The sequence below is a fragment of the Paenibacillus phyllosphaerae genome, from assembly GCF_014192105.1.
In the GTDB taxonomy this organism is placed as follows: domain Bacteria; phylum Bacillota; class Bacilli; order Paenibacillales; family Paenibacillaceae; genus Paenibacillus_Z; species Paenibacillus_Z phyllosphaerae.
Map to the genome: position 1 here is coordinate 324,827 of NZ_JACHXK010000001.1, position 26,370 is coordinate 351,196.

Sequence of the window (26,370 nt, forward strand, 5' to 3'; positions counted from 1 at the left end):
CTGATCTTTTGCGAAACCGGCGATGATGCCAGCCCTCTCCTATGGGCTAGCATCATCTTCCGTTTCATCAGCTATATATCTCGTTCATTATTATAATGAAGTGCTTGATCTTGCCTGATCTTACTTCTTGGATTTCTCTTCTGCTTCATTCGCTTTATCGAGCAGCTTCTGCATCTTAGGCTGTTCGGATTTCACGTATTCGGCAGCTGTAACTTTACCGTCGAGTACTGGCTGGATGTCCGTGAAGAACAGGTTGTACCATTCAGCGTTGTACGTACGCTCGCCTGGCAGGGAACGGCCGTAGTCGTTAACAATATCAAGGAACTCTTGCTTGTTAGCAGGCTTCGTCGCAGTATCAGCAGCCCATGTAGCAGCCATGTCTTTCAGGTTCGGAATTTGAACCTTCGCGTCTACCAGCATTTGCATGCCTTCTTGGGAAGCCGTAAGGTACGTTACAAGCTCAGCAGCTTCTTGCGGGAATTTCGTGTTATTGGATACGCCGATACCGAGCGAGCCAACCCAAGTCGCTGTTTTGCCAGTGGAACCTACAGGATAAGGAATTAGGTCATAGTCGAACGGAAGCTTCTCGTAAGTCGGCATATCCCATGGTCCTACAGGGAAGAAGGCAAGCTCGCCTTTCATCCAACGTTGGTACGTATCGAGCGTTTGCGCATCTTCGATCGAAGGCGTGATTTTGTGAACGTTCTGCATGTCAGCGAAGTATTGCAGCGCTTCTGCGAATTTCGGATCGTCGATCGTTACTTTCGTGCCTGTCTCATCGATCCAGTCCGCACCGTTAGACCATACGAACGATTGAAGTGACCAGTTTACGTTGAAGCCCGTGCCGTATTGATCAGCTTTGCCATCGCCGTTCGTATCTTGCGTCAGCTTCTTGTTGACTTCGATGAACTCATCGAATGTGTAAGGCTTGTCTTTGTCCGGAAGCGGAATTCCTGCTTTCTCGAACATCGTTTTGTTGTAGCCGAGCGCGAATGGACCCAAGTCCTTCGGCAAGCCGTACAGTTGGCCTTGGCCGACGACTTGTCCGTCATAACGATACAGGTTTACGCCTTTGTCCCATACTTGCGTAATGTCGACATTCGAATTGCCTTCAACATATTGCGTGATATCCATCAGTACGCCGCTATTCACGTAAGCGCGAAGGTCGCCGTAGTTGTAATAGAATACGTCAGGCACTTTCTTACCTGTAATAGCCGCTTTCAGCTTCGTTGCGTACTGATCGGCCGCCGTTACGACGATCTTAACGTCTACGCCCGGGTGGTCAGCTTCGAACTTCTCGACTACTTTCGTATATGCTTTCTGCTCATCCGTTCCGCCGCGGAACATGAACGTCAGTTCTTTCTTCTCTACTTTACCGCTGTTGCTTGCGCCGCTGTTGCTTGCGCCGCTCTCTGCTGCATTGCCGCCGTTGCTAGCTGCGTTGCCGCCTTCGTTGTTGCTGCCACAGCCAGACAGAACGAGAACAGATGCCATTGTAACTGCTGCGATTGAAAGTAAGCCTTTCCGTTTTTCCACTTGGAACCCCTCCAATTTATATATAGAAGTGCTTGCGCAGTCGTGTAAGCCTTCTCAAACGAACACGCAGCTGGTGAAACCGTATTCAATCTTGCTTGTCGGATCTAATCATTCCATCTGGATTATTCTTGGCTGCGATAATGATTAGTTGTTTTGTTAACGTTAATGCGTTTTCGTTACATTTAGATTAATATAGAGCGCTTTCAAAGTCAATATTTTCTTTCACACTGCTAAAAGCGAGTGTGAAAGATGAAAATACGTCTATAATATTCACAATTACATTAACAATAAGGTTATCGTTTTGTTCAACCTAAATCAGGTTTTTACCATCTGGAAGCGGCTCGCCGAAGTTAGGCGTACCGTCCGGATTCCACCCGAAGAGCTGAACTCTCGCATGGCGGTTCGGATCGTACAACGGGTCGCCGACGATTTCTTTGTAGCTGCGCGCATGGAACACGATAACATCACGGCCGTCTTCCGTAACGGTAAAGCTATTATGGCCCGGTCCGTATTGGCTGTTCGCCTCATTCGTCGTGAATACCGGCACCTCGGATTTGATCCAGGAAGTCGGATCGAGAAGATCGGAAGTCTCCGCCGCCCAAATAATGCCCATGCAGTAATTATAATCGGTAGCACTAGCAGAATACGTGATGAAAATCTTGCCATTTCGTTTGAGCACGGCTGCGCCTTCATTAACAAGGAAGCCAATCTTCTCCCACTCGTACTCTGGCGTCGTAATCATAACTTGACGGTTGATATCGATCGTCCATGGATTAATCATCGGAGCGATATAGAGATTGGAGTTTCCTTTAATAGAAGGATCTTTCTGCGCCCATACCAGATAGCGCGTTCCTTCGTGCTCGAACGAAGTTGCGTCAAGCGCGAACGATTCCCATTTCGTTACGATCTGGCCCTTCTCCACCCATTGTCCTTCGAGCGGATTAGCCGATTCGTTCTCCAATACGAACATCCGGTGATCGAACAAACCTTCATTCGTCTCCGCCGTCCAGGCTGCAGCAAAGTAAATATACCATTTGCCATCTACGTAATGGATTTCCGGCGCCCAGATGTTCGCGCTCATCTTGCCGCTCTCATGCTTGCGCCATGCAACTACCGGCTCGGCATCCGTCAGACCCGCCAGCGTCTCGGAGCGTCTAACCTCAATGCGGTCATACTCGGGAACAGAACCTGTAAAGTAATAAAATCCATCGCTATGCCGATAAATCCAAGGATCAGCACGCTGCTCAATAAGAGGATTCGAGATCTCTCTTGCTGCTGAAATGTTCGACATTTCTTCACCATCCTGATTTGCGTTAATAAGCAAGTTAATCGTTTGTGTTTTTATTATATTTGCAGGTTTGATGTAAATCAACAGTTTTTTTAATGAAAATAAGGGCTGTTTGCGTTTTCATCCCTGTTTAACGAAATCCTGATCATTAATAATATCATTAACACAATGGCTTTTTCCCTCATTTCAGAGGGTTATTAACAACCTTCACCTTAATCATGGAAGACACTCAGCTTCAAGGATAATCAGAACCGATGTCAGTAAGCCCACCGGAAAACTAATCACGAATCACTGATTTTTTTATTGTTTTTTCGTGTCAACCCGTTTCTTTTGATAGCGTTTTATGCTAAAATGAAAGCGCTAACAAATTCATCGGATTGAGGGGGCATTTGGAGTGATGAATGTAGCGCAGGAAGTTCGCAACGTGTATGAGAACTTTGAGATCGACAAGGACATTCTCTTCTTCAAAGTTGGTCGCAACGGCATCGTCAGCTTCCACGGCAGAAACTACAACATAAAAAAAATTATGCCGACGGAGCAACTGAACGGCTTTATCGCAAGCGGCCAATTCGTGAAGGCAAGTTCGAACTGTTATGTGAACGTAGGGAAGATCATCGCTATTGAGGATGGCATGATTCGCTTCGACCACGGCATCGAGTCCAAACTTGTACCTGTTTCCATGTGGCACCAATCCCATCTCAGAAGCTTGCTGTCCTAAGAGGACGCCTACCATACAAGTCACTAGAGAGCCTTGTCTCCTTCCACCAGAGCAAGGCTCTTGCTTATGTGTAAATTTGCCAATCCCTCCTTCTCATAAGGGAAGGCTGCACGAAGTACAATACGTTTACGCGAATGACGAAAGGAGGGACTTTCCATGGCCAAGCAGCAAGGACACGGCAAGCAAAATACGCAAACCAAATCCAACAAGAACAACGGCAATAACAACGGCGGCAGCGAGAGCTAATCGCTTCGGATGACGGTTCGAGAAAAGCAAAAAGACCGGAGAGGCTAGTCCTCCCCGGTCCTTCGCATGCTCGCCTTTCGTTACTAGCCACGCTGTTACTCGCTATCCGGTTTGCCTTTGTTCGCCTCATCCATATTCCGGTTAATCTGCATGAGCAGCCGCGTTAATTCGCCGACATCCTGCCGCGATAGGCCGGAGAACATTTTGTCCCGAATTTCCCGCTGCTTCTCCTTCAAATTCCTGACGATCTGTCTCGCTTCGTCCGTGACGGACAGCAGCACGACCCGGCGATCCTCTTCCGCTCGCTCGCGAACGATCAATCCCATCTCCATCAGCTTGTCCGCGATGCCGGTGATCGCCCCTGGGGTCACGAACAGTTGCTCCGCAATGGATGACGCTTTCTGCGGCCCGTCTTCGTTCAGCCGAACCAGTATTCGCGCTTGCAGCGCATTAAGCCCCTGGCTGCTGCCTTTGGTCCACTCCGCGTCCATTCGTCTGCGCAGTTGTATGAAGGCGTGATCCAGCTGCTTCAGTTCCTGTTGTTCACGATCAGTCATAATATGAAATCCCCCTGCCGATCCATATTTCTATATTATTAAATGTAGAGTAAGGCGATTGGAATGTAAAGGAGGGGAGTGCCCCCTGGCCCCTAAAGGGGAGAGCTAGGGCTGCCGCCCTCGTGCACCCGCTGGTTCGTTAGGGCTGTGCCCTAAAACCGTTTAGTTGCCTCCCCCTTCCCCCTCCAACGGAGGAGAACCAGAGGGCCACGGCCCAGCTTATGCTTCCGAAGTGAGTTTTCCCTTGGAAAACTCTGAGGACACCCGTAAGCGGCTATATGTGAAACGCGGCCGTCTTCGATGTGTCCTTTCGCAATGGGCTCGCATTTGTCCTTACCGGAAAATTAGGCATGTGAACATGCCTGCTTCCTGTTGGTCGGACAAAGCTTTCTTTCGAGCTTCGTTCGTCACTTTGATGCCTTGGGGTGGAAATCCGGTACTTCGCTGATTTTGATATCATACGTGCTGACTCTCGCTTGACGTCCACTTTGTGGACACGCTTGACTTTTCTGGCGTTCAAGCATACCTACACCGCCCCTTGAATGGTCGTACTCGCGAATGATTATACGTGTCGACAAGCTCGAGGTTGCTTTCTATTAACTTGCCCTTGGAAGGCAAGACATCAATCACGATCACTTATTTGTCCAAAACAAAAAGCTCTGTCGTCGACAGAGCTCATGCGCTAAACTACCTACTTCGAGAACTTCAGCGGCGCCAAGCCCAGCAACTCTTGGCGGAGCGCCCCCCATGCTACCGCGAGCACTTCCTGCAGCGCCCACGCGGTCGTGCCTGCCGCCATGACGGCGAGACCATGCTTGTGCGTTGCCGTGACGCCGGCGGATACCTGCTGTCCGGGGCGTCCTGGCCATGCCTCGATCGCTTGGCGCACTGCCTCGATATGTCGGCTCGCGAGCCGATCGGAGAAAGCGTAGAATACGCCCGTATGCGTCATTTCGGCCAGACAGCCGGGTGCAGAGAGCATTTGGTCGGCCGGCACGATCCGCTGATTTTGAGCAAAGATCAGCTCGCCATCGAGCAGCACCTGCAGTTTGCTGCGATACTGTTGATAATGGAACAGCTCGCCGCGCAGCGTACGCCCGGGACAGAGCACCTCGGCCTGCATCCATACCGCCCCCGGAGCAAGTTCAACTCTCGTATCGGCCGCGAACAGCGCGTCTTTATACAGCATAACCGGCTCGGGCATCGATTCGACGACCGCTTGTTCGCCGAGCACGAAACGCTGGTTCAACCTGCTGCCGAGCGGCGTATTCAAGCTGCTCGGATGCACCTTCGTATAGGATTGGTTAGTAACGTAGACATGCGCGCCTTCTTGTACATTCCACGCCATATCGTAACAATCGCCTTCGAGCAATCCAGGCGATACGTCCATGACGATTACACCAAGCGGACCCCCGAGCGGGAAGGCCTTGGCGATCTTGATCGGCGCGTTATGAAACTTGGCCTCCAGCCTGGTCTGGCCGCCATAGGTTCCGAAGGTAGCACGAAGGTGCGACACGCGCAGTGCCGCACCTTCACTCTTAGGCGTGATGAGCGTGTCCATGTCCGTGCGCATGATCATGGTCATGCGTATGCGCCGTTCCTTGTGCATGGGCGAGTTCGTGAACGAGCCAGGAAACGATTTTGTCGGTACCGATGCCGCCATGCAGGTTGGAGAATACATACGGGCGATCGCCGCGCATTTTGATCGTATCGGCCTCCATAACCTCCAAGCTTGCTCCGACATATGGCGCCAGGTCGATTTTGTTCACGACGAGCAGATCGGAGCGCATGATGCCCGGTCCGCCTTTGCGCGGGATTTTCTCCCCTTGGGCCACGTCAATGATATAGATGAAGCGATCGACCAGCTCCGGGCTGAATGCCGCCGCCAGATTGTCGCCGCCGCTCTCGATGAAGATGAGATCCAGCTTGCCGAACCGATTCGTCAGTTCGTCGACGGCTTCGAAGTTCATCGAAGCGTCCTCGCGAATCGCCGTATGCGGGCAGCCGCCTGTCTCAACGCCGATAATGCGCTCTTCCGGCAGCACGCCGGTCGCAGCCAGAATACGAGCGTCTTCCTTCGTATAGATATCGTTCGTAATGACGGCAAGACTGTATTGGTCCTTCAGCGCGGCAGACAATTTCTCCACGAGCTGCGTCTTGCCGGAACCTACCGGTCCTCCGATACCGATCCGGATCGGACGCGACTCCTTCACAACCGGTTTCTCCCATTCAACATGCGTATGTCCTTGTCCTTGACACATGGCGATCGCCTCCCATTATTGGTTAACTGCTTCTTATGACATGAATAAGCGTGAATATAAGGTTTCGTGGCGGATCATCGCAAGCTCCGCCATCGGCATATTCGTATAGGCGTCTTCCGGCTCCAACTCCCGGACTTCCTGCCAAGCAGCCGCGGCGGCGGGCGTCAGTCTGGCGATGATCGACTGGCCCTCCATCTGCCCCATCGAGATCAACCGCAGCGCGCTGTTAATGCAGGTGACGATACACGTGTACAAATAACCTTGAACCGCTTGCTCAAGCGGAATGCCCAGCCGCACGCAGGCCATGCCGAAGACGAGCGGATGCGACGACAGCGATCGTCCGTCCCGAAGCGCGATCGCTATCGGTCCGCAATCGACCTGCGGGAACATGTGGCCGAGCAGCTGCAGCAAGCGACGCCCCATTTTCTCGATACCGGACCGCGTCTCGAAAGCCACGCGCTGCAGATGAACGAGCCGTTCGACGGCAAACAGCCGCTCCCACTGTCCTTCCGGTATATCGCGGTAGGCCGCCTTAATGATCATCGCATCCGATGTGGCCCAGCTCTGGCGAAGCATCGCCCGCACGTAAGCCTCCAGCTGCGCGCTGGTCGTCAGACGTCCCTCTTGAACGAGCGTCTCCAGCCCAAAAGAATGCGAGAATCCGCCGATCGGAAGCGCCGAATCGAGCAGCTGCTGCAGCGCAAGCCACGGCACGATCGGCTGCTCAGCTGAATTGTTGTGCGCGTTCATGCTGCCACCTCACCTTACGTCGCAATCTAGAACAGAAAATACCGTTGGGCCATCGGCAGCACGTCCGCAGGCTCGCATGTCGCCGGCACGCCGTCCACCTTCACTTCATACGTCTCCGGATCGACTTCGATCTTCGGCGTCGCATCGTTATGGATCATGTCCTTCTTGGTCACGGTCCGGCAGCCGCGGATCGGCTCCACACGCTTCGCAAGCCCAAGCTTCTCTTTAATGCCGAGGTCGAACGCCGCCTGCGAGACGAACGTGATCGAACTCGAAGCGACTGCTTTGCCGAAGGCGCCGAACATCGGACGGCCGAATACCGGCTGGGGCGTCGGGATGGAAGCATTGGGGTCGCCCATCTGCGCAAAAGCGATCATGCCGCCCTTAAGCACCAAATCCGGCTTCACCCCGAAGAACATTGGGCTCCAGATCGCCAAATCCGCGTACTTGCCGGGCTCGATCGAGCCGACCAGATGCGAGATACCGTGCGTAATCGCGGGGTTGATCGTATATTTGGCCACATACCGCTTGATGCGGAAATTATCCGCGTCCGCCGTATCCGGAGCAAGCGGCCCGCGCTGTTTCTTCATCTTATCCGCGGTCTGCCACGTGCGGATGATGACCTCGCCTACGCGGCCCATGGCCTGCGAATCCGAGCTGAGCATGCTGAACACGCCCATATCGTGCAAAATATCTTCGGCCGCGATCGTCTCCGGCCGGATCCGGGAATCCGCGAAGGCGACATCTTCCGGAATGCTGCTGTCCAAGTGATGGCAGACCATCAACATGTCGAGATGCTCTTCGATCGTATTGATCGTATAGGGGCGCGTCGGATTGGTCGACGACGGCAGCACGTTCAGCTCGCCAGCCGCGCGGATAATGTCCGGCGCATGTCCGCCTCCCGCACCTTCCGTATGATAGGTATGTATCGTACGTCCTTTGAATGCGGCCAGCGTATCCTCCAGGAAGCCCGCTTCATTCAGCGTATCGGTATGGATCGCGACCTGAACGTCATATTGATCGGCCGCGGTTAGACAGGCATCGATCGCCGCCGGCGTCGTGCCCCAGTCCTCATGCAGCTTCAAGCCGATTGCGCCTGCTTCGATCTGCTCGATCAGCGGCTCTATAAAGGAAGCGTTGCCTTTGCCGGTAAACCCGATATTCATCGGGAACGCTTCGGCTGCCTCAAGCATCCGCGCCATATGCCAAGCTCCCGGCGTTACGGTCGTCGCGTTCGTCCCGGTTGCCGGGCCTGTGCCCCCGCCGATCATCGTCGTCACCCCGGACGATAGCGCCGTCTCGATTTGCTGCGGACAGATGAAGTGGATGTGCGTGTCGATACCGCCTGCCGTCACGATTTTGCCCTCGCCGGCGATGACCTCGGTGCTCGCACCTACAATCATATTCGGCATGACGCCGTCCATAATGTCCGGGTTACCTGCCTTGCCTATGCCGACAATGACGCCATCCCGAATCCCGATATCGGCCTTCACGATGCCCCAATGGTCGATAATGACCGCATTCGTGATGAGCGTATCGAGCACGCCGTCATCTCGCAGCGCGCCGCTCGATTGCCCCATTCCGTCACGGATGACCTTGCCGCCGCCGAACTTGCACTCGTCGCCGTAGACGGTATAATCCCCCTCGATCTGCGCCCACAGCTCGGTATCCGCCAGGCGGACAGCGTCCCCTGTTGTAGGGCCGAACATATTCGCATAATTGACACGGTCCATCCTGCTCATGGCGTCTCTCCTTCCCAAGCGGCCAGCCGCGCCTTTACATCCTCCGGCATAGCGCCGCGGATGGCCTCGCCATTGCTGAGGCCGTTCAGACCGTAAGAGCGCTTCGCGCCGCCAAGCTCAACGAGTTCGACCGGCTTCTCTTCCCCGGGCTCGAAACGGACTGCCGTGCCGGCTGGAATATTGAGCCTCATCCCGAATGCAGCTTCACGGTCGAAGGACAGCCCCCGATTCACCTCGAAAAAATGAAAATGCGATCCGACCTGCACCGGACGGTCGCCTTTGTTGACGACGATAATCTCGATCGTAGCCCGGCCCGCATTCAGTTCAATCTCGCCGGGGACTATACGGTATTCACCAGGTATCATGCTCCCACTCCCATGCTTTATATATTAATGAAGTAATGCTAATGCGTGATCGGATGGTGGATCGTAACTAGCTTCGTCCCGTCCGGGAATGTCGCCTCTACCTGCACCTCATGGATCATCTCCGGAATGCCGGGCATCACCTGTTCGCGTTTCAGTATCGTCGTGCCGAATTCCATCAACTGCGCAACAGTCAAACCGTCGCGCGCTCCCTCCATAATTTCGGAAGTAATCAGAGCCACGCTCTCCGGATAGTTCAGCTTCACCCCGCGATTCAACCGCCTGCGGGCCAGATCGGCCGCAATGGTAATTAGTAGCTTTTCCTTCTCGCGTTCGGTTAGTTGCATATTACTCGTCTCCCTCGCCAGATTTGTATCGATAAGTTTCTTCCCATGTTTCCATCAGGAAGGACCCAATTTAACCTTCATCCACCAGTCTAGTGAGCTTACATAACAGCATCGCATCGACAACTGCTATAATTTACCGTGTTAGACTCATTATAGCGACCAGTCACAAGCAAGTAAACCACTTCATGTTATATTTTCTTACACCAAAATTCTTCCATTAGACAATTTCCGCTGTCGTTTGCTGTCGGACGACTGTCCTCTGGTAGAGGATTGTTGCCTAGCCAATTATCCTTTCGTGTGGTAGACTATCAAGTATTAAACTTTATTCCGTGTGAGCTTTCTAAGCGGCATTCTGCCTGCAATAGTAAGAATAAACACAGTTCTCAGACAACAATAAGGAGGAACAGATATGGCCAGACAAAAGATGCGTTCTGACATGATCAAAAAAGGTTTCGACCGCGCTCCGCACCGCAGCTTGCTGCGCGCAGCCGGCGTTAAGGAAGAGGATTTCGACAAACCGTTCATCGCGGTCTGTAACTCGTATATCGACATCATTCCAGGCCACGTCCATCTCCAGGAATTCGGTAAGCTCGTTAAGGAAGCGATCCGCGAAGCTGGCGGCGTACCGTTCGAGTTCAACACGATCGGCGTCGACGACGGCATCGCAATGGGCCACATCGGCATGCGCTACTCGCTGGCAAGCCGCGAGATTATCGCAGACTCCGTAGAGACGGTCGTTAACGCGCACTGGTTCGACGGCATGGTCTGTATCCCGAACTGTGACAAGATCACGCCGGGCATGATGATGGGCGCCCTGCGCGTCAACATCCCGACGATCATGGTATCCGGCGGTCCGATGAAAGCGGGCAAAACGTCCGACGGCCGTTCGATCTCCCTGTCGAGCGTATTCGAAGGCGTCGGCGCATACCAAGCCGGCAAGATCGACGACAAAGACTTGCAAGAGCTCGAGCAATTCGGCTGTCCGACATGCGGCTCCTGCTCCGGCATGTTCACGGCGAACTCCATGAACTGTCTGGCCGAAGGACTTGGCCTTGCCCTTCCAGGCAACGGTACGATCCTTGCGGTATCGCCTGAGCGTAAAGAATTCGTTAAGAAATCCGCTCGCCAGCTGATGGAGCTGATCCGTCTTGGCATCAAGCCGCGCGACATCGTAACGAAGGACGCGATCGACAACGCCTTCGCCCTCGACATGGCGCTTGGCGGTTCGACGAATACGGTTCTTCATACGCTCGCATTGGCTCACGAAGCCGACATCGAGTATCCGATCGCGCGTATCAACGAAATCGCAAGCCGCGTTCCTCACCTGGCGAAGATCGCTCCGGCTTCCGACTGGCATATCGAGGACGTTCACGAAGCTGGCGGCGTCAGCGCCGTTATCAACGAGCTCTTCAAGAAGGAAGGCGCGCTTCATGGCGACGTAATGACGGTTACAGGCAAGACGCTCCGCGAGAACGTTGAAGGCTGCGAGATCCAGAACCATGACGTCATCCGTCCGATCGACAACCCGCACTCCGAGCAAGGCGGCCTTGCCGTACTGTTCGGTAACATCGCGCCGGAAGGCGCGATCATCAAAGTCGGCGCTGTCGACAAATCGGTCGGCGGTTACCTCAAAGGCGAAGCGATCTGCTTCGACTCCCAGGATGCCGTACTGCACGGTATCGCGAACGGACAAGTCAAGGAAGGCCATGTCGTCATCATCCGCTACGAAGGCCCTAAAGGCGGCCCAGGTATGCCAGAGATGCTCGCACCTACTTCCCAGATCGTCGGCATGGGTCTTGGCGCCAAAGTCGGTCTCGTAACAGACGGCCGTTTCTCCGGCGCATCCCGCGGTATCAGTATCGGTCACGTTTCGCCAGAGGCTGCTGAAGGCGGACCGCTCGCTTTCGTACAAGATGGCGACTTGGTGGAACTCGACATGAACAACCGTACCATGAACGTCCTTATCAGCGACGAAGAGATGGAACAGCGCCGCGCGGCATGGACAGGCTTCGAGCCGAAGATCCGCAAAGGCTATCTCGCCCGTTATTCCCACCTCGTTACGAACGCGAGCATGGGCGGCGTAATGAAAATTTAATGTTTGTCCTGTTATTGAGAAGGCGCCTGTTTAGGCGCCTTCTTTTTGTGGTATAGAATTGACAGATCTGTTCATTTAGCAGTGTTGCTGGATTCAGACTCCGAATTAACAAAAAAAGCCGCTAGGGCGTAAAGCCCCTAGCAGCTCCTTCATATTCGGTATGGGATAATGACGTTTGTTCATTCGTTCCATCTGCCCGGCTATCCTCGAGGCCGGCCGCAGAAGCTTTCCATGCTGTATCCATCATATCACCGGTGCCATAACGCTGCCAGAAGTCCTCGATCGACATCGCCATGATACGCGGTTTCATCTTCTCGCGATGATCTTTAAGACGCGATTTGCCCGCCGGATTCAATACGCGCAACATAAGGCGCAAGTATACGCGGGTCATTCGGTCGAATAACCCTTTCGGTAAATCCGATACGTTGAACCCGAATTTCTCGACACCGCGGTTAATCATGCTGATGCCATACACTGCGCGCGCGTCCTTGTATTCTTCACGACCTGCAATTAGCGCAGCCAAGCGCGGCATCGTCTGCTCGACTTCGCGGATCATCCGGATCGCCAGATGCATTAGCGACTTCGATTCCTTCATAAGCCGGTGCAGCTTCCCATTGTCCAGATGAAGCTCGATCACATCATCCTTGTCATGAAGCGTACGTCCGTTGTCGAGCGCCAAATCACGGCCATGATACTTGGTCACGCGGATATGGAAGATCGAATCCGGTCCACACGACTCAAGCTTGAACAGGACATGGAACACCTTCTCCCACGCCAGCCAAGCGCCGACAATCATTCGTTTCAGTAAACCCGGTTTATAGTTCGCTTCCTTCGTTCGATCCGTTATGGTCATCATCTCCGAGATGTGGACGAACTGGTATCCTCGCTTCACGCCTTCTTCCATATACATTTCGAGCGCCTGCAGCATATTGGCCGGAGCATCTTCATCCGCGCCTGGCGTTGCCCCGCAATCGTGCAGCAGCAGCACCTCGCCCGGTTTCAGCTTCTTCATCATCCGCTTCGTCAGTCGCGGGACGCCGACGCGCTTGCGCCAGTCGCTGAATAACGACGACCACAGAATGATCTGCAGATCCCCATGCTTGGCAAAATCGAACAGATTGACGATTCCCCATGGCGGACGATAAAAATTGGTGCGCTGTCCGGTCGCTTTCTCGATAATGTCCGATGTCATATGAATCTGTTTCTTCACCGTTGACGGCCGCATCAGCCAATTCGACTTGTGGACGTAATTATGAATGCCGATCTTATGCCCTTCCGCATGCATCCGCTGCAGCAGTTCAGGATGCTTCTCTGCATGAATGCCGACCACGAAGAACGTTGCTTTCGCGTTGTATCGCTTGAGTAGATCCAATAATTGAGGCGTGTAGACAGGATCGGGACCATCGTCGAAAGTTAACGCAATCTCCTTCTCTGCTTTCCCCCGCTTAAAAACTCGAAATCCGAACGTTCGGCTTATTAACCCTGGCAAGAACGCGTAAAACGTCAAAAAATAAAACATCCATAGCAATATGTTCTCCATGTCCGTTTCCCACCATCCTAAATTCGTTCCCCTGTCCGTATGGAAGGCGGTGCTCTTGTTGCGCCTTTCTCATTGTAACATACACGTGACAAAAACGGCTATGGATTACGATTTCCACAGTAAGCAATTGCGATAGGATTTGACCTCATTCTATAGTACAATCTTGGTAATAGTAGTAAGAGCATACGAGCAAAGGGGTTAAAAGATGCTTTCCTTTTACCGGAAATATTGGCGCACGGCATTCGATATCGCACTGATCGTTCTAACCGTATATCTTATTCTTCTTACGTTCAGTTATCTGTACCGAATCGCGACACCGATCTTCCTCTCATTCCTGATCTTCATGTGCATTGAGCCCATGGCCCGCTGGCTGACGAAGCTCGGGCTGAAGAAGTCGATCTCTTCCGGCATTGCCATCCTTGTCTTCACCCTCGTCATCGTGGGGGCGTTCGTCGGCGCTTCGTTTATCGTCGTCAATCAAATTACCGGGCTCGTGAACAAGCTGGATGATTACCAGAATATCTTGACCGAGCAGTTCTCCAGTAATTTGGCGATGCTGAACGAACGTTTCGTCTGGCTCCCGGACGTGCTGAGCAATGCCGAGAGCGCGCTGGATTCCGTCACGGCCTGGGGGGCGACGGTAGCCAAGTCCTTCCTGATGTCGATGGGGTTCTACTTAACGTCAGTCTCCACCTTTATCTTCAATTTCGCGGTCGGCATTATTCTGGCCTACTTCTTGAGCGTTGAGATAATGGATTGGAAGAAGCTTGCCGGCGAGAAGACGCCTCGAACATTCAAGACCGCCTTCTTCTTCCTGAAGGACAATGTGTTCTCCGGAATCAGCATTTACCTCAAGTCGCAGATGAAGCTTATATCGATTACCTTCATCGTGATCTTCGCCGCCCTGCTCGCGCTTGGCGTGGACAATGCTTTCTCCATCTCTGTATTATCCGCCATATTCGACGTTCTGCCGCTGCTTGGAGTCGGCACGGTGTTCATCCCATGGATCATCTACTTAATCATTGTCGGCAAAACAACGCTGGCGATCTGGCTCACGGTTCTGTTCCTTGTCGTCGTACTGACCAGACAGATTCTGGAGCCTAAGATCACGGGCGATACGCTTGGCGTGTCCGCCTTCACGATGCTGGCGTTCATGATCGTGTCGCTGTCGCTCTTCGGGATTGCAGGCGCGATCCTCTCCCCGATCCTGATGATCCTCATCAAAGCGCTGTCCGATCAACGCTACTTCCACCGTTGGATTCGTGCGCCGCGCGGGGAATACGATAACGTCCCTGCGACGACAGAAGAACGAAGCACGGACGTGGACGTCTAATTAAATAAGTCTTAATGAACGAAGGCGATTCCAGTCATCCATCTGCATCTCTGGTCGTATTACCAGGAATGCCGTGATGATCGGAATCGCCTTTATTGTGCTTCAATCGTTCTTTCTTCAACCGCTAGCCTCAGCTCGATCCGCTTTCGCAAGCACATCCATAACCCCTCTGAACAATGCCGTCGCGGCATTCGCGGTATCAGGCTTCCGATTCTCGGCTAATACGCAGACGACATAACGCGGCGAGGAGACAGGGCCATATCCAGCGAACCATTGATTATTCCGTTCCCTACCGTTCTTAACGGTCTGCGCAGTGCCTGATTTGCCAGCCACTTCCCATTGTCCGTGACGGATCGCACGCCCTGTTCCGCTGCGGACGACCTCCTCCATTCCGGCGAGCAGCGTCTGCACGGTACTCGGTTTGATCCGGCCATACGCGGATGAAGCTGACTGCACCGGCAGCTTGGCCAACACCTGGCCGTTCGCGTATTCGATCTCGCGTACGATTCGCGGCTGCAGCACTTGGCCGTCATGGAGCAAGGTGAGCATCAGATTAGCGGCTTGCAGCGGCGACAACCGGACATCCCGTTGCCCGATGCCTGTCTGAGCCAGTTGTCCCCCATCATGACGGGTTGGCGTTGCGGTGAACACCATGCCCGCTTCTTCCTCTTGAAGGAGCCTCAGACGCTCGCCGAGCGGGGCGAACGGCTTCCTGCTTTGCCATCCAACCTGGCGTCCAATTCCCAGCTTGTCCGCCGTCAGAAGAAGCTGAGGGGCTGTCAGACGCTCCGCAATCGTGGCAAAAGCAATGTTGCATGACTGGGACAGCGCCTGCTGCAGCGATAGTTCGCCATGGCCGCCTTTCTTCCAGCAATGGAGCCCATAGCGACCGTAATTCCCGTTGCACGTAAAATGCTCCGACGCCTGCGTGACGCCAGCTTCCAGCGCTGCCGCCTCGGTCACCAACTTGAAGATCGAGCCCGGCGTCGCGGCCCGAATGGCATGGTTAGCCAGATCCGATCCGGGGTTGCCCAGATCAAGCGGGGCTAGATTGGGCCGCGAGACCATAGACACGATGTCCCCGTTCTTTGCATCGAGCACAACAACAGCCCCCTCCTTCAATCCCCGCTGATCGACAACCCGCTCGATCTGCTCTTGAATGGCACTGTCGAGCGTCGTCATAACACGCAGCGGATAATAGGGGTTGCTGGGACTGGTTACGCGCATATCAAGCCCTGGAAGCGGTCGATTGGAGCCGTCCGTAAAATAGGAAACCGTCGTCATGCCCGTACCGTGCAACAGCTTGTCCAAGGAGCGCTCGAGCCCCATGCCGCCAAGCTGCTCGTTTAGCAGCATGGCCGAATTCTGCAATTGGTCCGCATAATGCGCTCGGATAAACTCAGGATGCTGGCTAATATAGCCAAGTGCATGACGCGCCAGGAAAGACGAAGCATAGCGGTTCCGAAAAGGCAGCAGTCTGACGCCATCCAGATGAAGCGTTGCGATCGCATTTTTTTGCGCAGAAGAAAGCTTCGCAGGCGATTTATCGGCAGCAGACAAGCCAGACCAGTACTTCGGCTCCTTCAAGCCGTTCATCCAACTTTTCAACTCCGACTCCTGTACGCCCAGCAGCTCGGCCAACCTCGCCAGCTCCCCTTTCTTCTTTTCTCTCGCCGCGGTGGACAGCGGAAAGACAGCCAACGCGGTATATGATTCTCCGGTCAAAGCCGCGCCATTGCGGTCGTAGAAATCGCCTCGGCCGGTATCGAGCACAAGCGTCCGTTCGCGCTGCTTCACCACATTCCCCCAATTGGCTGCGGAATGCATGGTTACCGCGCTGGCCGGCATCATCTGAAGCCAGGCCATTCGGCCGATGAGCAGGAGCATAATGCCGCTCATACATAGGGCCATCACAAAAATTCGGGTATTTCGTTTGCCGCGCAGTCCATTGCCCTTCATCATCTCTTCGGATCCACCGTCCTAGCTGCATACTTCTTGTGCGCTTCCCCGTCAGTAGTCATTATCACCTACCGGTTTTCTTTTCAATCCTTAGCAGATGGAATGGCAGCACGACAAAACCCTCACGGCCAATACCATGAGGGTTTGCAAGAAGGCGCTATGAATGCGATTTATTTGGACATTTTGCAGCCAAAGTAATCGAGCAAGAATCGTTGGAATACGGTCGCTACGAGCGGCAGCTTCTCATTCGAACGATAGATCAGACCGATCGTACGCGTAACGCGAGGGGAACGTACGCGTACTTTGGCCGGCTGCAGCGGCCCTACGGCATAGAGCGCCATCTCCGGCAACAGGCTGACCCCCATTCCGGCGGCGACCAGACCGCGGATCGTATCTGTTTCTTCCCCTTCGAAGCCGATATTCGGCGTGAAGCCCGCTTCCTTGCACGCATCCCACACGATCGGCCGAAGCGAATAGCCTGGGCTGAATAGGACGAACGTTTCGTCTTTCAGCTCCTGCAAGTCAATCGATTCTTCGCCTGCGAGACGGTGGTTCTGTGGCAAAATCGCATACAGCTCCTCGGTCAACACCATTTGCCCGCTGACATGGTCGTGTTCCTCGGGAAAAGGCGAGACGAAGGCGAGGTCAACCTCGCCTTTCACCACATCGCGAATGAGCGAAGGATACATGCCTTGCTTGAAGCGGAACTTCACGTTCGGATGCTTCTTGCGGAAGGCAGCGACGACTTCCGGGATGAGCGAGATGCCCAGACTGTGCGGGAACCCGAGTCGGATCTCGCCCTTCTCGGGATTGAGAAACTCATGCACGTCCATCACCGCGCGCTCGAGGTCAGCCAGTATTACCTCCGCACGCTTCAGGAACAGCTGTCCTACAGGCGTCAACTGCAGATTGCGTCCTTTCTGCAGGAACAGCTTGGCCCCTAGCTCTTCCTCGAGCTGATGAATTTGCCGGCTGACCGCCGACTGCGCGACATGAAGCTCCTCCGCCGCTTGCGTCACATGCTCTTTTCTCGCTACTTTCACAAAATAATATAGTTGGCGCAGTTCCATGAAGTCCCCTCTTCTTTCATCCTCGCAAAGCACAGCAGCTGCTTAACTGCGCTTGAGCAACATACGGTCATACCATAATGCATATAGAAAACCTGCGATCGCGCCGCCAAAATGCGCCCACATATTAATGCCTGGCACTAATAGGGAGTAAATAACGCCGAACGCCAATATACTGTATACCGTTTTCTTCGACCCTTCGTCAAGCGTTTTCTTCATCGTTGCCAAATATAGATAGGCGCCGTACAAGCCGTAGATCGCGCCAGAGGCCCCTACGCTGATGAGCACATCGTCCGCGAACATCGCGCTGACCGCATTGCCCATCACGCCGCAGAACAAGAAGAACACCGCGTAGCGCGCCTTCCCCAGCATTCGCTCGAGCGGCGGGGCAAAGACAAGGACGGCGAACATATTGAACAAGATGTGATCGAAACCTGCATGCAGGAACACCGCCGTCACGTACCGCCAAGGCTCCGTCAGGCCATATGGATCGCTCGGCGGGTCGACGATAAACGCGCCGTGATACAGGAGCGTATTGCTACCGCTGATCCAATCGTACAGGAACACCGCGAGATTGATCGCGATGATGATCGCCGTCACCGGATAGAGACGCAAATACGACCGGAAGCTTTCATACCTTAAGAAAATCATCATATCCGCTCCTTTGGCAGGTATTGGACAAGCTTATTTCATTACGATTATAATAAACAGGGTATTGACCACACTTTGAAGGAGGCAATTCTTACATGGCACAAGAACGTACAGGCGTTGCAACGCTTAAAGGCAATCCGATCACCCTGCTCGGCCCTGAGCTTAAACAAGGCGACCAAGCGCCAGACTTCCAATTGAACAAATCGCTCGTTGACGTCGTTTCCCTGAAAGATTTCGCTGGCAAAGCGAAGCTGATCAGCGTCGTTCCTTCGATCGACACCGGCGTTTGCGACGCGCAAACCCGCCGCTTCAATGAAGAGGCAGCAAACCTTGGCGATAATGTCGCAATCCTGACCGTCAGCGTTGACCTGCCAATGGCACAAGCTCGCTGGTGCGGCGCTGCAGGCGTGGACAAAGTTACCCTGCTCTCCGATTACAAGGACAACAGCTTCGGCGAAGCCTATGGCGTTCTGATCAAAGAACTTCGTCTCGACATGCGCGCGATCTTCGTCATCGACGCCAACGACACGATTCAATATGTGGAAGTGCTCAGCGAGATGACCGAGCACCCGAACTATGAGCAAGCACTAGCCGCTGTAAAAGCACTCGTGTAACTACATACGTTCATTGCGCGAAGAAGTAACAGATGAATGCTCCGCTATTTGTTAGCCGGAAGCCAATCAGCTGTAGCTGAATGCTGCGTTCCGAATACCTGAACGCAAGCCAATCAGCTGTCAAACATGTAAAAAGCGAGAGAGGGTTCCCCTCCTCGCTTTTCTTGTGCTCTAAGCGCCTGATGTTTTGTAGGCAGCCAGCTTCTTATCCAATGTACGATAGATATCAAGAATGACCCGGTAGTTCGCGCCCAGATCCCCGAAGGAACCACGGGAAGCGGAATAAATGTCGACTGCTGAATTGACGGGATTAACCGAAATGACCGAAACCGTAATGTCCATCGTACGGCCCGTAACGGTCCGCTTCTCAAGGACGATCTCCCCGACGGACTCCACTTCATGCAAGATCTTGTAGCCCTGCATCTTCTTCAAGGTAGAGACAATCTCTTCCCAAGCCCTATCTTTCGATAGCTTGTAATAATGGGATTTCAGCAACGGATCTTTTGCCTTATCGCCAGTCAGTTCATGACTGCGCAGCAACCCCATTAGGGTTCGCTTCAACAAAGATGATCTCCCCCTCCGACGACTATGTACGCTAACCCATATGATAGCATAAATGCGAACATAAAAAAAAGGGGGATTGTCCCCCTTCTCTTGATTAGTTGATCCCGCCGAAGCCGTCCGACTTGTTTGTTTCTGAACCCGCTCTCGCAGGTGGGTGTCCGCAGAAGCGTATTTGAGATCCCTTCCGTAAAGGGCGTGTCAGCCTCGCCTCGATTAGAACTCCCGTGAAACAGCCATTGGTTCAAAACAATAGATAAGCCGTAACGTGCTCAGCAGGATGTATTGCTATTATAGCCGCTTCATCTGTAAAAGTAAACTTGAGTCAGATGTCAATTATTTCCTGCCAATTTGTTCCTGATTGTTGTCGAGCGGCAGACCGATCTCTTCCGCTTCCTTGCGTGCTTCCTCGGCTTCAGCCTCTGCTGCCTTCTCCGCTTGCATCTGCAGCTTCTGGTAGATGGCGTAGAAGTTCCAGAACGCAATCGCCGCGACGATGCTGCCCGTGAAGAACGGAATGAGGAACATCAATTTGGTGCTGCTCAAACTAATATAGATAACAAAACCGCACATGATGGCAGTCGAGAGCGAACGCAGCGGACGGCCGATCGTGATCAGCAGCGCATTCTTGATCAGCTGGAACGTCTTCATATGGTAATGCACGACCATCGAGAAGAAGTTAAATAGCGATACCCCGAGCAACACAAGCAGCGCAATAAATAAGTAGGACACAAATTGGAGCTGCGTCAGCTCACCGCCGTAGACTTGGAAATCGACAATCATGACCGCAAACAGGATGACATAAATAATGCCTGCAATCATGCTTTGCAAATAGCTGTCCTTATAGTTGCGGAAGAATGTCTTCAATAGCGGAGCATCCACTTCACCCATGACCCATTTACGCGCGACGCCGAACATCGCAGCCGTTGCCGGGAAGAGCGTAAATGGAGCTACAATGCCAGCAAGAATGAATCCCTGCTTCATGAAGTCAGCTACTTGGTCTTCCGCTACGTTCCCCGTGGCAATCGCGATAAAATGCGTGAATACCAGAAACATAAACGGCAAGGAACAAATCATCCACAAGATGTTTGTTACCGAAAGCCTCATAATCCATTCGGATATTTTGTAAAGCCCGCCCATCATGCCTTTCATTTCCATGATTGCCTGTCCTCCTAAGCTTTGACTGCTTTTGTCAGTAGTACGAAAGCGCTAACCTTTTGTTCCATCTTTCTTAAAGCGATTACATCCTGAGATATCTCTATTATAAAGTAGGTTATCCATCTACGCTAGCGCCCATTTTGTCCTGCATTGGGCGATTGCCTTAGCGATGTCGACCTATCCGCATATAGATATAGTGTACTCCCCAAACAAACCACTTTCTAAGGAGGCTTCACCACATGAGCAATGTAGGTTGTGGCGGTTACGGCGGCGGTTTCTCCTCGGCAGCCCTGATTCTTGTTCTCTTTATCCTTCTTGTGATCGTATCTCGCGGCATCCTGTACTAATAGCTCCCCTAGGCAGCACCGCATAGATCGATTCAACCCCACAAAATTAAAATTCTAAGGAGGCATTTTCATATGAGTAACGTATACGGTGGCGGCTACGGCGGTATGGGCGGTTTCTATTCCGCAAGTTTCATCCTGGTTCTCTTCATCCTGCTCGTAATCGTAACACGCGGTTTCTTGTACTAGGACGTAAGAACGACAGCGAATAGCATGACCATGACAACTTAGACAACTAGAGGAGGAAAAAACACATGAGCAACGTATACGGCGGCGGCGTAGGTACAGGTTTCTCCAGTGCAGGATTGATCTTGGTACTCTTCATCTTGCTGGTTATCGTCTCCAAAGGCGTCCTGTACTAATCCCGACTTTCAACGAGACAGCGATCGCACAACCAATTGACGCATAAAAAAAAACCGGGGCATCCGCCTGCCGAACGATTCGGCAGGCGGAATGCCCCGGTTTTATGTTATTGCTCTTGACGAGGACGTGGACGGTACTCGCCGCTTGTGCTGCGGCCTCCGCCTTGTCCATCGCGGTTGCTGTTGTAGCCGCCACGGTTGCTGCTATTGCTGCTGCTGCCACCGCTGTAACCACCACGGTTGCTGCTGCTGCCGCCGCCGTATCCGCCACGGCTATCGCCGCTGCGTCCGCCTTCGGAACGTCCACGTGGGCCGTTGCCGCTGCGGGATCCGCCGCCGAAAGGACCGCCCGAGAAGCGACGTCCATTGGAACGCACATCTGGTCTGCGTTTTTTCGCACGGATCGGATCTTCTGGCGTCAGTTCGATCTCGACGTTCTTCTTCTCGCCCGTGATCAATTTGATCGCTGCAGCAAGCAGATTAACGGAGTCGTACTGCTCAAGCAGTTGAATCGCGATGCCTTTGTATTCATTGATCGATTCTTCTTGAACGAATTCAAGAATGCGTTCAGCCGTAACGCGTTGTTTGCCCTCGATAGCTTCTGCAATGCTTGGCAGCGGCTTCTTCGGAATTTTGTGGCGCGTTACTTTCTCGATAAAGTGCAGATGGTCGATCTCGCGCGGCGTTACGAACGACCAAGCCGTACCTTCCTTACCTGCGCGGCCTGTACGGCCGATACGGTGTACATAGCTCTCAGGATCTTGCGGAAGGTCGAAGTTGATAACGTGCGTTACGCCCGAAACGTCCAGACCGCGCGCAGCAACGTCGGTCGCTACGAGTACATCGATGCTGCCGTCGCGGAACTTACGCATAACAGCGTCACGTTGATTCTGGGACAGGTCGCCATGCAGGCCGTCAGCGGAGTATCCGCGCTTTTGGAGCGCTTCGCTCAGCTCATCGACACGACGCTTCGTGCGTCCGAAGATGATCGCAAGCTCAGGCGATTCCATATCAAGCAAGCGGCTCAGCGCATCGAACTTCTGGCGTTCGTGAACTTCGATGTACGCTTGGTCGATCAGCGGCGCGCTGACTTGCTTAGGGATAACCGACACATGCTCAGGGTTCTTTTGGAACTGAGCTGCCAGACGTTGGATGTTCGGAGGCATAGTTGCCGAGAACAGCATGGTTTGGCGTTCTGCCGGAACCAGTGACAAGATCGACGTAATGTCTTCCATGAAGCCCATGTCGAGCATTTCGTCCGCTTCGTCCAAGACAACCGTGTTTACGTCATCAAGCTTGATCGTTTTACGGTTGATGTGGTCAAGAAGACGACCAGGCGTGCCGATGATGATCTGAGGGCGCTTCTTCAGGGAGCGAATCTGACGGCCGATCTCTTGGCCGCCGTAGATTGGCAGGGAACGAAGACCTTTGTAACGTGTAAGCTTGCCGATCTCCTCAGAAACCTGAATCGCGAGTTCGCGCGTTGGCGTCATGATCAAAGCAACGATACGATCTTCAGTAACTGGAATCTTGTTGATAAGCGGTATAGAGAAGGCAGCCGTCTTGCCCGTTCCTGTCTGAGCTTGACCGATTAAATCGCTGCCGGTGAGCGCAATTGGAATGGACTTCGTTTGGATTGGGGTAGCTTCTTCAAACCCCAGCTCCGTAATAGCCTGCAACACTTTTGGTTCCAAGCCGAATTCAGCAAATGTTTTCAAACTTTCTCAAACTCCTTTAATCTGTATCCACAGAAAATATACAGTTTATTATAGCACACTCAACATCACGAATACCAGTGAACGGAAAAGAGGCATAATATTACTGTGGTCCACCCGCTTCATCTGGCGTTTATTGTCGAAACGTCATACAATAAGGTGCAAAAACATACTTATTTTGAGAGGAACTGTTTTGGTGATGTCATTACAACATGTACGTACTGCCGGGGCCATGATTCTGGGCGCGATTCTGATCTCATTCGGATTCAACCAGATGATCATCCCCCACCAAATGATTAGCGGCGGCGTATCCGGTATTACGATGATTATCAGCTATGCGACCGGACTTCAAATCAGCTGGCTGTACTTCGTTCTTAATATTCCCATATTGGTATGGGGCTGGAAGGAGCTAGGCATGCGTTTCGTCGGCTGGAGCGTGTTCTCTGTCTTCGTCACGACGCTCGCCCTTCAGTTTATCCCTGTGAAGCCCATTGTAGACGATCTGCTGCTCGGTTCGGTCTTCGGCGGTATTGCCGTAGGCTTTGGCAGTGGAATTTCGCTGCGCGCCGGCGCCTCCACTGGCGGATTCGACATCGTCGCCGCCATTGTTTCACGGAGGCGGGACGTATCGCTAGGCATGTTAATCTTCATCCTTAATGGCGCGATCATTGCTTCACTTGGCGTCATGACCGGCGACTGGGACATCGCCCTGTACTCGCTTGTATCGATTTTCACAACCGGTAAAATCATTGATCTCATTCATATTCGTCAAATCAAGATTACCGCCTACATCGTTACGAACGAACCGGAAGAGATGATCAAGGCCATGATGCCGCTGCATCGCGGCGTTACCATTATTCCGACCCGCGGCGCTTATACGCAGACGAATCGCGACATGCTCATGACGGTTACTACGCGCTACGAGCTCGCTGAATTACGGCGAATTATCGCGAAGACCGATCCGAAAGCATTCGTCAACATTGTAGAAACGGTCGGAATCATGGGAGACTTCCGCAGAACGGACCGTGAGCCGACAACTTAGCAGTACAACGTTAGTGTACAGCAGCGCCTTACCCGGCATTCATGGAATTTCAAGCCTGACCCTAGGTTTTTCTGTTTGCTGCTGATATAATAAATCCATCGGCGTAGTATACAGGTTTCATGCCATACGTTTTACCCTACATTTCGTGATGAAAGGGTGATGCTTCATGGATATGGAAACAGTTAAACTGTCGCGGATCGTGGAGAAGCTTGCACCGGAGCTGATCCCTTTTCTCACGCAGCGCGAGCTCAATTTGAATATTGTGCTGCGAGACGGACTGGGAATTCTCGAGCCGGAAGACGCGATGGAGATCGTACAGCATAGTATTTGCGAGCACCAAAGAGAGATGTTGCTGCAATAACTTAAGTTTCGCATACAAGAACGGAGACGCTATGGCGTTTCCGTTCTTTTTTGTCCTATGAGAGATAGGTACCCCTTTCTTTTTCCCCATATTGCACTCCGTATGAAACGCACACCCTCATCGACGACGGCGTCAGCGGTTCAGCTCGTCTATCTCCTACTGCCAGAGCGTTTTCATGTTAATAGTAGGCGGTTAATATTTTTCAACTTTACCTCTGTGCCGGCCTTGGATTCTGCTCTATACTCTTAGGTGAGTGCACGATTGGCAAACGGGGAGATGACAGGAATGGAAACGATCTTCATGACATTGCTGCTGCTCTATCAATTGCTCGGCGGCGACGGATCAGGCGCACAGACCGCTTCGGTCCAGAAGCTGGTTCAGACCGCCTATGCTTCGGCAACTACGGGGACGGAAGTCGCGGGACCCGGCGGTCAGGACGCCAACACGTCGGAAACAACCTCGCCTTCGCAACCTTCGAAGACCGGGAACTTCATTAAGCAAGATCCGCAGCCGGACGCTCCTCCAGTGAAGGGAGTCTATGTCACCGCTCACAGCGCAGGCGGCTCCCGAATGGAGACGCTGCTGCAACTGCTTGACGATACCGATCTCAATGCCATGGTCATCGATGTGAAGGACGATTACGGCTATATCACGTACCCCACGCAGAATCCCGAGCTGCTGAAGTTCGGTAAGCCACAGAAGTATATTCGCGATATGGATGCGCTCATGAGCAAGTTAGAAGCACATGACGTTTATCCGATCGCTCGCGTCGTCGTGTTCAAGGATACGGTGCTTGCGGGCAGCTATCCCGAGCTCAGCTTCACCAAGCAAGACGGCACGGTCTGGCAGAACGGCAAGAAGGACAGCTTCGTCAACCCCTATATGAAGGAAGTATGGGACTATAACATCGCCGTCGCCAAAGAAGCCGTGAAGCTCGGGTTCAAGGAAATTCAGTTCGACTATGTCCGATTCCCGGAAGGCTTCGAGAAGAAGGCTGCCGATCTGAGGTTTCACCAAACGGGCGAAAGCCGCGTCGACACGGTAGCCGGATTCGTCAAATACGCTAAGGAACAACTTGAGCCTCTTGGCGTCCGCGTATCCGTCGATATTTTCGGCTATGCCGCCTCCGTTCCTGCTGCCGAGGGCATCGGGCAAGACTTCGTCAAGATCTCCAAGCAGGTCGACGTCATTAGCCCGATGATCTATCCGAGCCATTACAGCACAGGCTGGTTCGGCGTAAAAGAACCCGATATGAGCCCCTATGCAACGATTAAGGGCGCCATCGCGGACACCCATAAGAAACTGGACCCGATCGGCTCCTTCAAGCCCGTCATTCGTCCGTGGATCCAGGACTTCACCGCTAGCTGGCTCGGTAAAGGACATTACATCAAATACGGCAAGCCGCAAGTGGAAGCCCAGATCAAAGCGCTCCATGACAGCGGCGTAGACGAATACTTACTATGGAATGCAGGCAACAAGTATACGCCGGGCGTTATTTACTAACTCATGCTTGCTTCAATGAAGTAACCTATCCCGACTTCGGGACGTTTCTTCTCCACGATAGCAGCCGACTTGATAATCGGCGCCTTTACGTAATGGCGTGCCACATGGCTTTCCATGAACTCGAAAGCTTGGACGTCATCCGCTGCGAGCAGAATAAGATAGGCTATCTGGTCTTCTAACTCTATTTCGATCTTGTACAGGAACATCGTTCTCATCCTTTCCTTCTATATAAGAAGAGCCTTATGCGCGTAGGCGACG

The 26,370-nt window shown here is 53.0% G+C and carries 26 protein-coding genes and 1 other RNA gene; 9 read left to right on the forward strand and 18 right to left on the reverse strand.

Translation table 11 applies throughout. From position 1 onward, the window contains the following. Nucleotides 1–120 precede the first annotated feature (120 nt). Both FHS18_RS01145 and FHS18_RS01150 read right to left on the reverse strand, forming a co-directional pair. Entirely contained in the window at nucleotides 121–1,536 is a 1,416-nt protein-coding gene (locus FHS18_RS01145; protein ID WP_409348524.1) for an ABC transporter substrate-binding protein, read from the reverse strand. 310 nt (nucleotides 1,537–1,846) lie between these two features. Then, a complete protein-coding gene (locus FHS18_RS01150) occupies nucleotides 1,847–2,827 on the reverse strand; it encodes a glycoside hydrolase family 43 protein (protein WP_183596051.1) in 981 nt (326 codons plus the stop codon). A gap of 394 nt (nucleotides 2,828–3,221) precedes the next feature. On the opposite strand from FHS18_RS01150, the gene FHS18_RS01155 reads away from it, so the two are divergent. Beyond that, nucleotides 3,222–3,542 (forward strand): hypothetical protein, encoded by a 321-nt coding sequence (locus FHS18_RS01155; RefSeq protein ID WP_183597290.1) that lies wholly within the window; start codon nucleotides 3,222–3,224, stop codon nucleotides 3,540–3,542. A 341-nt stretch (nucleotides 3,543–3,883) separates the two neighbouring features. On the opposite strand, the gene FHS18_RS01160 is transcribed toward FHS18_RS01155, so the two are convergent. The 7 genes from FHS18_RS01160 to FHS18_RS01190 all read right to left on the reverse strand — a co-directional run bounded on the left by FHS18_RS01160 (nucleotide 3,884) and on the right by FHS18_RS01190 (nucleotide 9,807). Then, nucleotides 3,884–4,345, reverse strand: coding sequence for a MarR family winged helix-turn-helix transcriptional regulator (locus FHS18_RS01160; protein WP_183596053.1), 462 nt, complete (start codon nucleotides 4,343–4,345; stop codon nucleotides 3,884–3,886). Nucleotides 4,346–5,036: 691 nt separating this feature from the next. After that, a complete protein-coding gene (locus tag FHS18_RS01165) occupies nucleotides 5,037–5,930 on the reverse strand; it encodes an urease accessory protein UreD (protein WP_246427396.1) in 894 nt (297 codons plus the stop codon). Then, nucleotides 5,884–6,606: an urease accessory protein UreG gene (ureG, locus tag FHS18_RS01170; protein WP_183596055.1), complete on the reverse strand. Its 723-nt coding sequence runs from the start codon at nucleotides 6,604–6,606 to the stop codon at nucleotides 5,884–5,886. The genes FHS18_RS01165 and ureG overlap by 47 nt, the downstream gene beginning before the upstream one ends. 33 nt (nucleotides 6,607–6,639) lie before the next feature. Further along, complete coding sequence (locus tag FHS18_RS01175) at nucleotides 6,640–7,356, reverse strand: urease accessory protein UreF (RefSeq protein ID WP_183596057.1); 717 nt, start codon at nucleotides 7,354–7,356, stop codon at nucleotides 6,640–6,642. Between the two features lie 26 nt (nucleotides 7,357–7,382). Beyond that, on the reverse strand, nucleotides 7,383–9,098 hold the full coding sequence (gene ureC / locus FHS18_RS01180) for an urease subunit alpha (RefSeq protein ID WP_183596059.1): 1,716 nt from the start codon (nucleotides 9,096–9,098) through the stop codon (nucleotides 7,383–7,385). Continuing rightward, nucleotides 9,095–9,463 (reverse strand): urease subunit beta, encoded by a 369-nt coding sequence (locus tag FHS18_RS01185; RefSeq protein WP_183596061.1) that lies wholly within the window; start codon nucleotides 9,461–9,463, stop codon nucleotides 9,095–9,097. Before FHS18_RS01185 ends, ureC begins: the two co-directional genes overlap by 4 nt. Nucleotides 9,464–9,501: 38 nt before the next feature. Beyond that, a complete protein-coding gene (locus tag FHS18_RS01190; protein WP_183596063.1) occupies nucleotides 9,502–9,807 on the reverse strand; it encodes an urease subunit gamma in 306 nt (101 codons plus the stop codon). A 409-nt stretch (nucleotides 9,808–10,216) separates the two neighbouring features. Between FHS18_RS01190 and ilvD the strand changes: the two genes are divergently transcribed. Continuing rightward, a complete protein-coding gene (ilvD, locus tag FHS18_RS01195) occupies nucleotides 10,217–11,902 on the forward strand; it encodes a dihydroxy-acid dehydratase (protein WP_183596065.1) in 1,686 nt (561 codons plus the stop codon). Between the two features lie 121 nt (nucleotides 11,903–12,023). Here ilvD and FHS18_RS01200 read toward each other — a convergent pair whose 3' ends face one another. Further along, nucleotides 12,024–13,442 carry a polysaccharide deacetylase family protein gene (locus FHS18_RS01200; RefSeq protein WP_183596067.1) on the reverse strand — a complete coding sequence of 473 codons (1,419 nt, stop codon included), beginning with the start codon at nucleotides 13,440–13,442 and terminating at the stop codon, nucleotides 12,024–12,026. Nucleotides 13,443–13,647: 205 nt separating this feature from the next. On the opposite strand from FHS18_RS01200, the gene FHS18_RS01205 reads away from it, so the two are divergent. Then, nucleotides 13,648–14,775, forward strand: coding sequence for an AI-2E family transporter (locus tag FHS18_RS01205; protein ID WP_183596069.1), 1,128 nt, complete (start codon nucleotides 13,648–13,650; stop codon nucleotides 14,773–14,775). 117 nt (nucleotides 14,776–14,892) lie between these two features. Here FHS18_RS01205 and FHS18_RS01210 read toward each other — a convergent pair whose 3' ends face one another. The 3 genes from FHS18_RS01210 to FHS18_RS01220 all read right to left on the reverse strand — a co-directional run bounded on the left by FHS18_RS01210 (nucleotide 14,893) and on the right by FHS18_RS01220 (nucleotide 18,452). After that, a complete protein-coding gene (locus FHS18_RS01210; RefSeq protein ID WP_183596071.1) occupies nucleotides 14,893–16,737 on the reverse strand; it encodes a peptidoglycan D,D-transpeptidase FtsI family protein in 1,845 nt (614 codons plus the stop codon). Between the two features lie 167 nt (nucleotides 16,738–16,904). After that, nucleotides 16,905–17,804 carry a glutamate biosynthesis transcriptional regulator GltC gene (gene gltC / locus FHS18_RS01215; RefSeq protein ID WP_183596073.1) on the reverse strand — a complete coding sequence of 300 codons (900 nt, stop codon included), beginning with the start codon at nucleotides 17,802–17,804 and terminating at the stop codon, nucleotides 16,905–16,907. Nucleotides 17,805–17,846: 42 nt separating this feature from the next. Then, entirely contained in the window at nucleotides 17,847–18,452 is a 606-nt protein-coding gene (locus FHS18_RS01220) for a rhomboid family intramembrane serine protease (RefSeq protein WP_183597294.1), read from the reverse strand. Between the two features lie 95 nt (nucleotides 18,453–18,547). Here FHS18_RS01220 and tpx point away from each other — a divergent pair, with 95 nt between their 5' ends. After that, on the forward strand, nucleotides 18,548–19,066 hold the full coding sequence (tpx, locus tag FHS18_RS01225; RefSeq protein WP_183596075.1) for a thiol peroxidase: 519 nt from the start codon (nucleotides 18,548–18,550) through the stop codon (nucleotides 19,064–19,066). A gap of 171 nt (nucleotides 19,067–19,237) precedes the next feature. Here the strand turns inward: tpx and FHS18_RS01230 are convergent, their stop codons facing one another. From FHS18_RS01230 to FHS18_RS01240, 3 genes are all read right to left on the reverse strand, one after another. Next, on the reverse strand, nucleotides 19,238–19,630 hold the full coding sequence (locus FHS18_RS01230) for a DUF1499 domain-containing protein (protein WP_183596077.1): 393 nt from the start codon (nucleotides 19,628–19,630) through the stop codon (nucleotides 19,238–19,240). A 97-nt stretch (nucleotides 19,631–19,727) separates the two neighbouring features. Further along, a non-coding RNA gene (ssrS, locus tag FHS18_RS01235) (6S RNA) lies at nucleotides 19,728–19,912 on the reverse strand. A 51-nt stretch (nucleotides 19,913–19,963) separates the two neighbouring features. After that, complete coding sequence (locus FHS18_RS01240) at nucleotides 19,964–20,785, reverse strand: YesL family protein (RefSeq protein ID WP_183596079.1); 822 nt, start codon at nucleotides 20,783–20,785, stop codon at nucleotides 19,964–19,966. Nucleotides 20,786–21,024: 239 nt separating this feature from the next. On the opposite strand from FHS18_RS01240, the gene FHS18_RS01245 reads away from it, so the two are divergent. Then, a complete protein-coding gene (locus tag FHS18_RS01245) occupies nucleotides 21,025–21,132 on the forward strand; it encodes a YjcZ family sporulation protein (protein WP_183596081.1) in 108 nt (35 codons plus the stop codon). A gap of 251 nt (nucleotides 21,133–21,383) precedes the next feature. After that, nucleotides 21,384–21,491 (forward strand): dihydroorotate dehydrogenase, encoded by a 108-nt coding sequence (locus FHS18_RS01250; RefSeq protein WP_183596084.1) that lies wholly within the window; start codon nucleotides 21,384–21,386, stop codon nucleotides 21,489–21,491. Nucleotides 21,492–21,598: 107 nt separating this feature from the next. Here FHS18_RS01250 and cshA read toward each other — a convergent pair whose 3' ends face one another. Further along, entirely contained in the window at nucleotides 21,599–23,209 is a 1,611-nt protein-coding gene (gene cshA, locus FHS18_RS01255; protein WP_183596086.1) for a degradosome RNA helicase CshA, read from the reverse strand. A gap of 196 nt (nucleotides 23,210–23,405) precedes the next feature. Between cshA and FHS18_RS01260 the strand changes: the two genes are divergently transcribed. From FHS18_RS01260 to FHS18_RS01270, 3 genes are all read left to right on the forward strand, one after another. Continuing rightward, nucleotides 23,406–24,248, forward strand: a complete 843-nt coding sequence (locus FHS18_RS01260; protein WP_183596088.1) for a YitT family protein — start codon at nucleotides 23,406–23,408, stop codon at nucleotides 24,246–24,248. A gap of 166 nt (nucleotides 24,249–24,414) precedes the next feature. Beyond that, entirely contained in the window at nucleotides 24,415–24,609 is a 195-nt protein-coding gene (locus FHS18_RS01265) for a hypothetical protein (protein WP_183596090.1), read from the forward strand. 285 nt (nucleotides 24,610–24,894) lie between these two features. Continuing rightward, nucleotides 24,895–26,112, forward strand: coding sequence for a putative glycoside hydrolase (locus FHS18_RS01270; RefSeq protein ID WP_183596091.1), 1,218 nt, complete (start codon nucleotides 24,895–24,897; stop codon nucleotides 26,110–26,112). Here the strand turns inward: FHS18_RS01270 and FHS18_RS01275 are convergent. Next, nucleotides 26,109–26,327, reverse strand: a complete 219-nt coding sequence (locus FHS18_RS01275; protein WP_183596093.1) for a DUF3906 family protein — start codon at nucleotides 26,325–26,327, stop codon at nucleotides 26,109–26,111. The two genes, FHS18_RS01270 and FHS18_RS01275, sit on opposite strands and share 4 nt — an antisense overlap. Nucleotides 26,328–26,370 lie beyond the last annotated feature (43 nt).

Bases quoted from the DNA above. Each gene is read 5' to 3' on its own strand.
- FHS18_RS01155 (WP_183597290.1), top strand. From the start codon at position 3,222: ATGAATGTAGCGCAGGAAGTTCGCAACGTGTATGAGAACTTTGAGATC.
- FHS18_RS01260 (WP_183596088.1), top strand. From the start codon at position 23,406: ATGTCATTACAACATGTACGTACTGCCGGGGCCATGATTCTGGGCGCG.
- FHS18_RS01250 (WP_183596084.1), top strand. From the start codon at position 21,384: ATGAGCAACGTATACGGCGGCGGCGTAGGTACAGGTTTCTCCAGTGCA.
- FHS18_RS01190 (WP_183596063.1), bottom strand. From the start codon at position 9,807: ATGCAACTAACCGAACGCGAGAAGGAAAAGCTACTAATTACCATTGCG.
- FHS18_RS01150 (WP_183596051.1), bottom strand. From the start codon at position 2,827: ATGTCGAACATTTCAGCAGCAAGAGAGATCTCGAATCCTCTTATTGAG.
- FHS18_RS01220 (WP_183597294.1), bottom strand. From the start codon at position 18,452: ATGATTTTCTTAAGGTATGAAAGCTTCCGGTCGTATTTGCGTCTCTAT.
- FHS18_RS01165 (WP_246427396.1), bottom strand. From the start codon at position 5,930: ATGACCATGATCATGCGCACGGACATGGACACGCTCATCACGCCTAAG.
- tpx (WP_183596075.1), top strand. From the start codon at position 18,548: ATGGCACAAGAACGTACAGGCGTTGCAACGCTTAAAGGCAATCCGATC.
- gltC (WP_183596073.1), bottom strand. From the start codon at position 17,804: ATGGAACTGCGCCAACTATATTATTTTGTGAAAGTAGCGAGAAAAGAG.
- FHS18_RS01200 (WP_183596067.1), bottom strand. From the start codon at position 13,442: ATGGAGAACATATTGCTATGGATGTTTTATTTTTTGACGTTTTACGCG.
- ureC (WP_183596059.1), bottom strand. From the start codon at position 9,098: ATGAGCAGGATGGACCGTGTCAATTATGCGAATATGTTCGGCCCTACA.
- FHS18_RS01275 (WP_183596093.1), bottom strand. From the start codon at position 26,327: ATGAGAACGATGTTCCTGTACAAGATCGAAATAGAGTTAGAAGACCAG.
- ilvD (WP_183596065.1), top strand. From the start codon at position 10,217: ATGGCCAGACAAAAGATGCGTTCTGACATGATCAAAAAAGGTTTCGAC.
- FHS18_RS01185 (WP_183596061.1), bottom strand. From the start codon at position 9,463: ATGATACCTGGTGAATACCGTATAGTCCCCGGCGAGATTGAACTGAAT.
- FHS18_RS01205 (WP_183596069.1), top strand. From the start codon at position 13,648: ATGCTTTCCTTTTACCGGAAATATTGGCGCACGGCATTCGATATCGCA.
- FHS18_RS01160 (WP_183596053.1), bottom strand. From the start codon at position 4,345: ATGACTGATCGTGAACAACAGGAACTGAAGCAGCTGGATCACGCCTTC.
- ureG (WP_183596055.1), bottom strand. From the start codon at position 6,606: ATGTGTCAAGGACAAGGACATACGCATGTTGAATGGGAGAAACCGGTT.
- FHS18_RS01240 (WP_183596079.1), bottom strand. From the start codon at position 20,785: ATGGAAATGAAAGGCATGATGGGCGGGCTTTACAAAATATCCGAATGG.
- FHS18_RS01175 (WP_183596057.1), bottom strand. From the start codon at position 7,356: ATGAACGCGCACAACAATTCAGCTGAGCAGCCGATCGTGCCGTGGCTT.
- FHS18_RS01210 (WP_183596071.1), bottom strand. From the start codon at position 16,737: ATGATGAAGGGCAATGGACTGCGCGGCAAACGAAATACCCGAATTTTT.
- FHS18_RS01265 (WP_183596090.1), top strand. From the start codon at position 24,415: ATGGATATGGAAACAGTTAAACTGTCGCGGATCGTGGAGAAGCTTGCA.
- FHS18_RS01270 (WP_183596091.1), top strand. From the start codon at position 24,895: ATGGAAACGATCTTCATGACATTGCTGCTGCTCTATCAATTGCTCGGC.
- FHS18_RS01245 (WP_183596081.1), top strand. From the start codon at position 21,025: ATGAGCAATGTAGGTTGTGGCGGTTACGGCGGCGGTTTCTCCTCGGCA.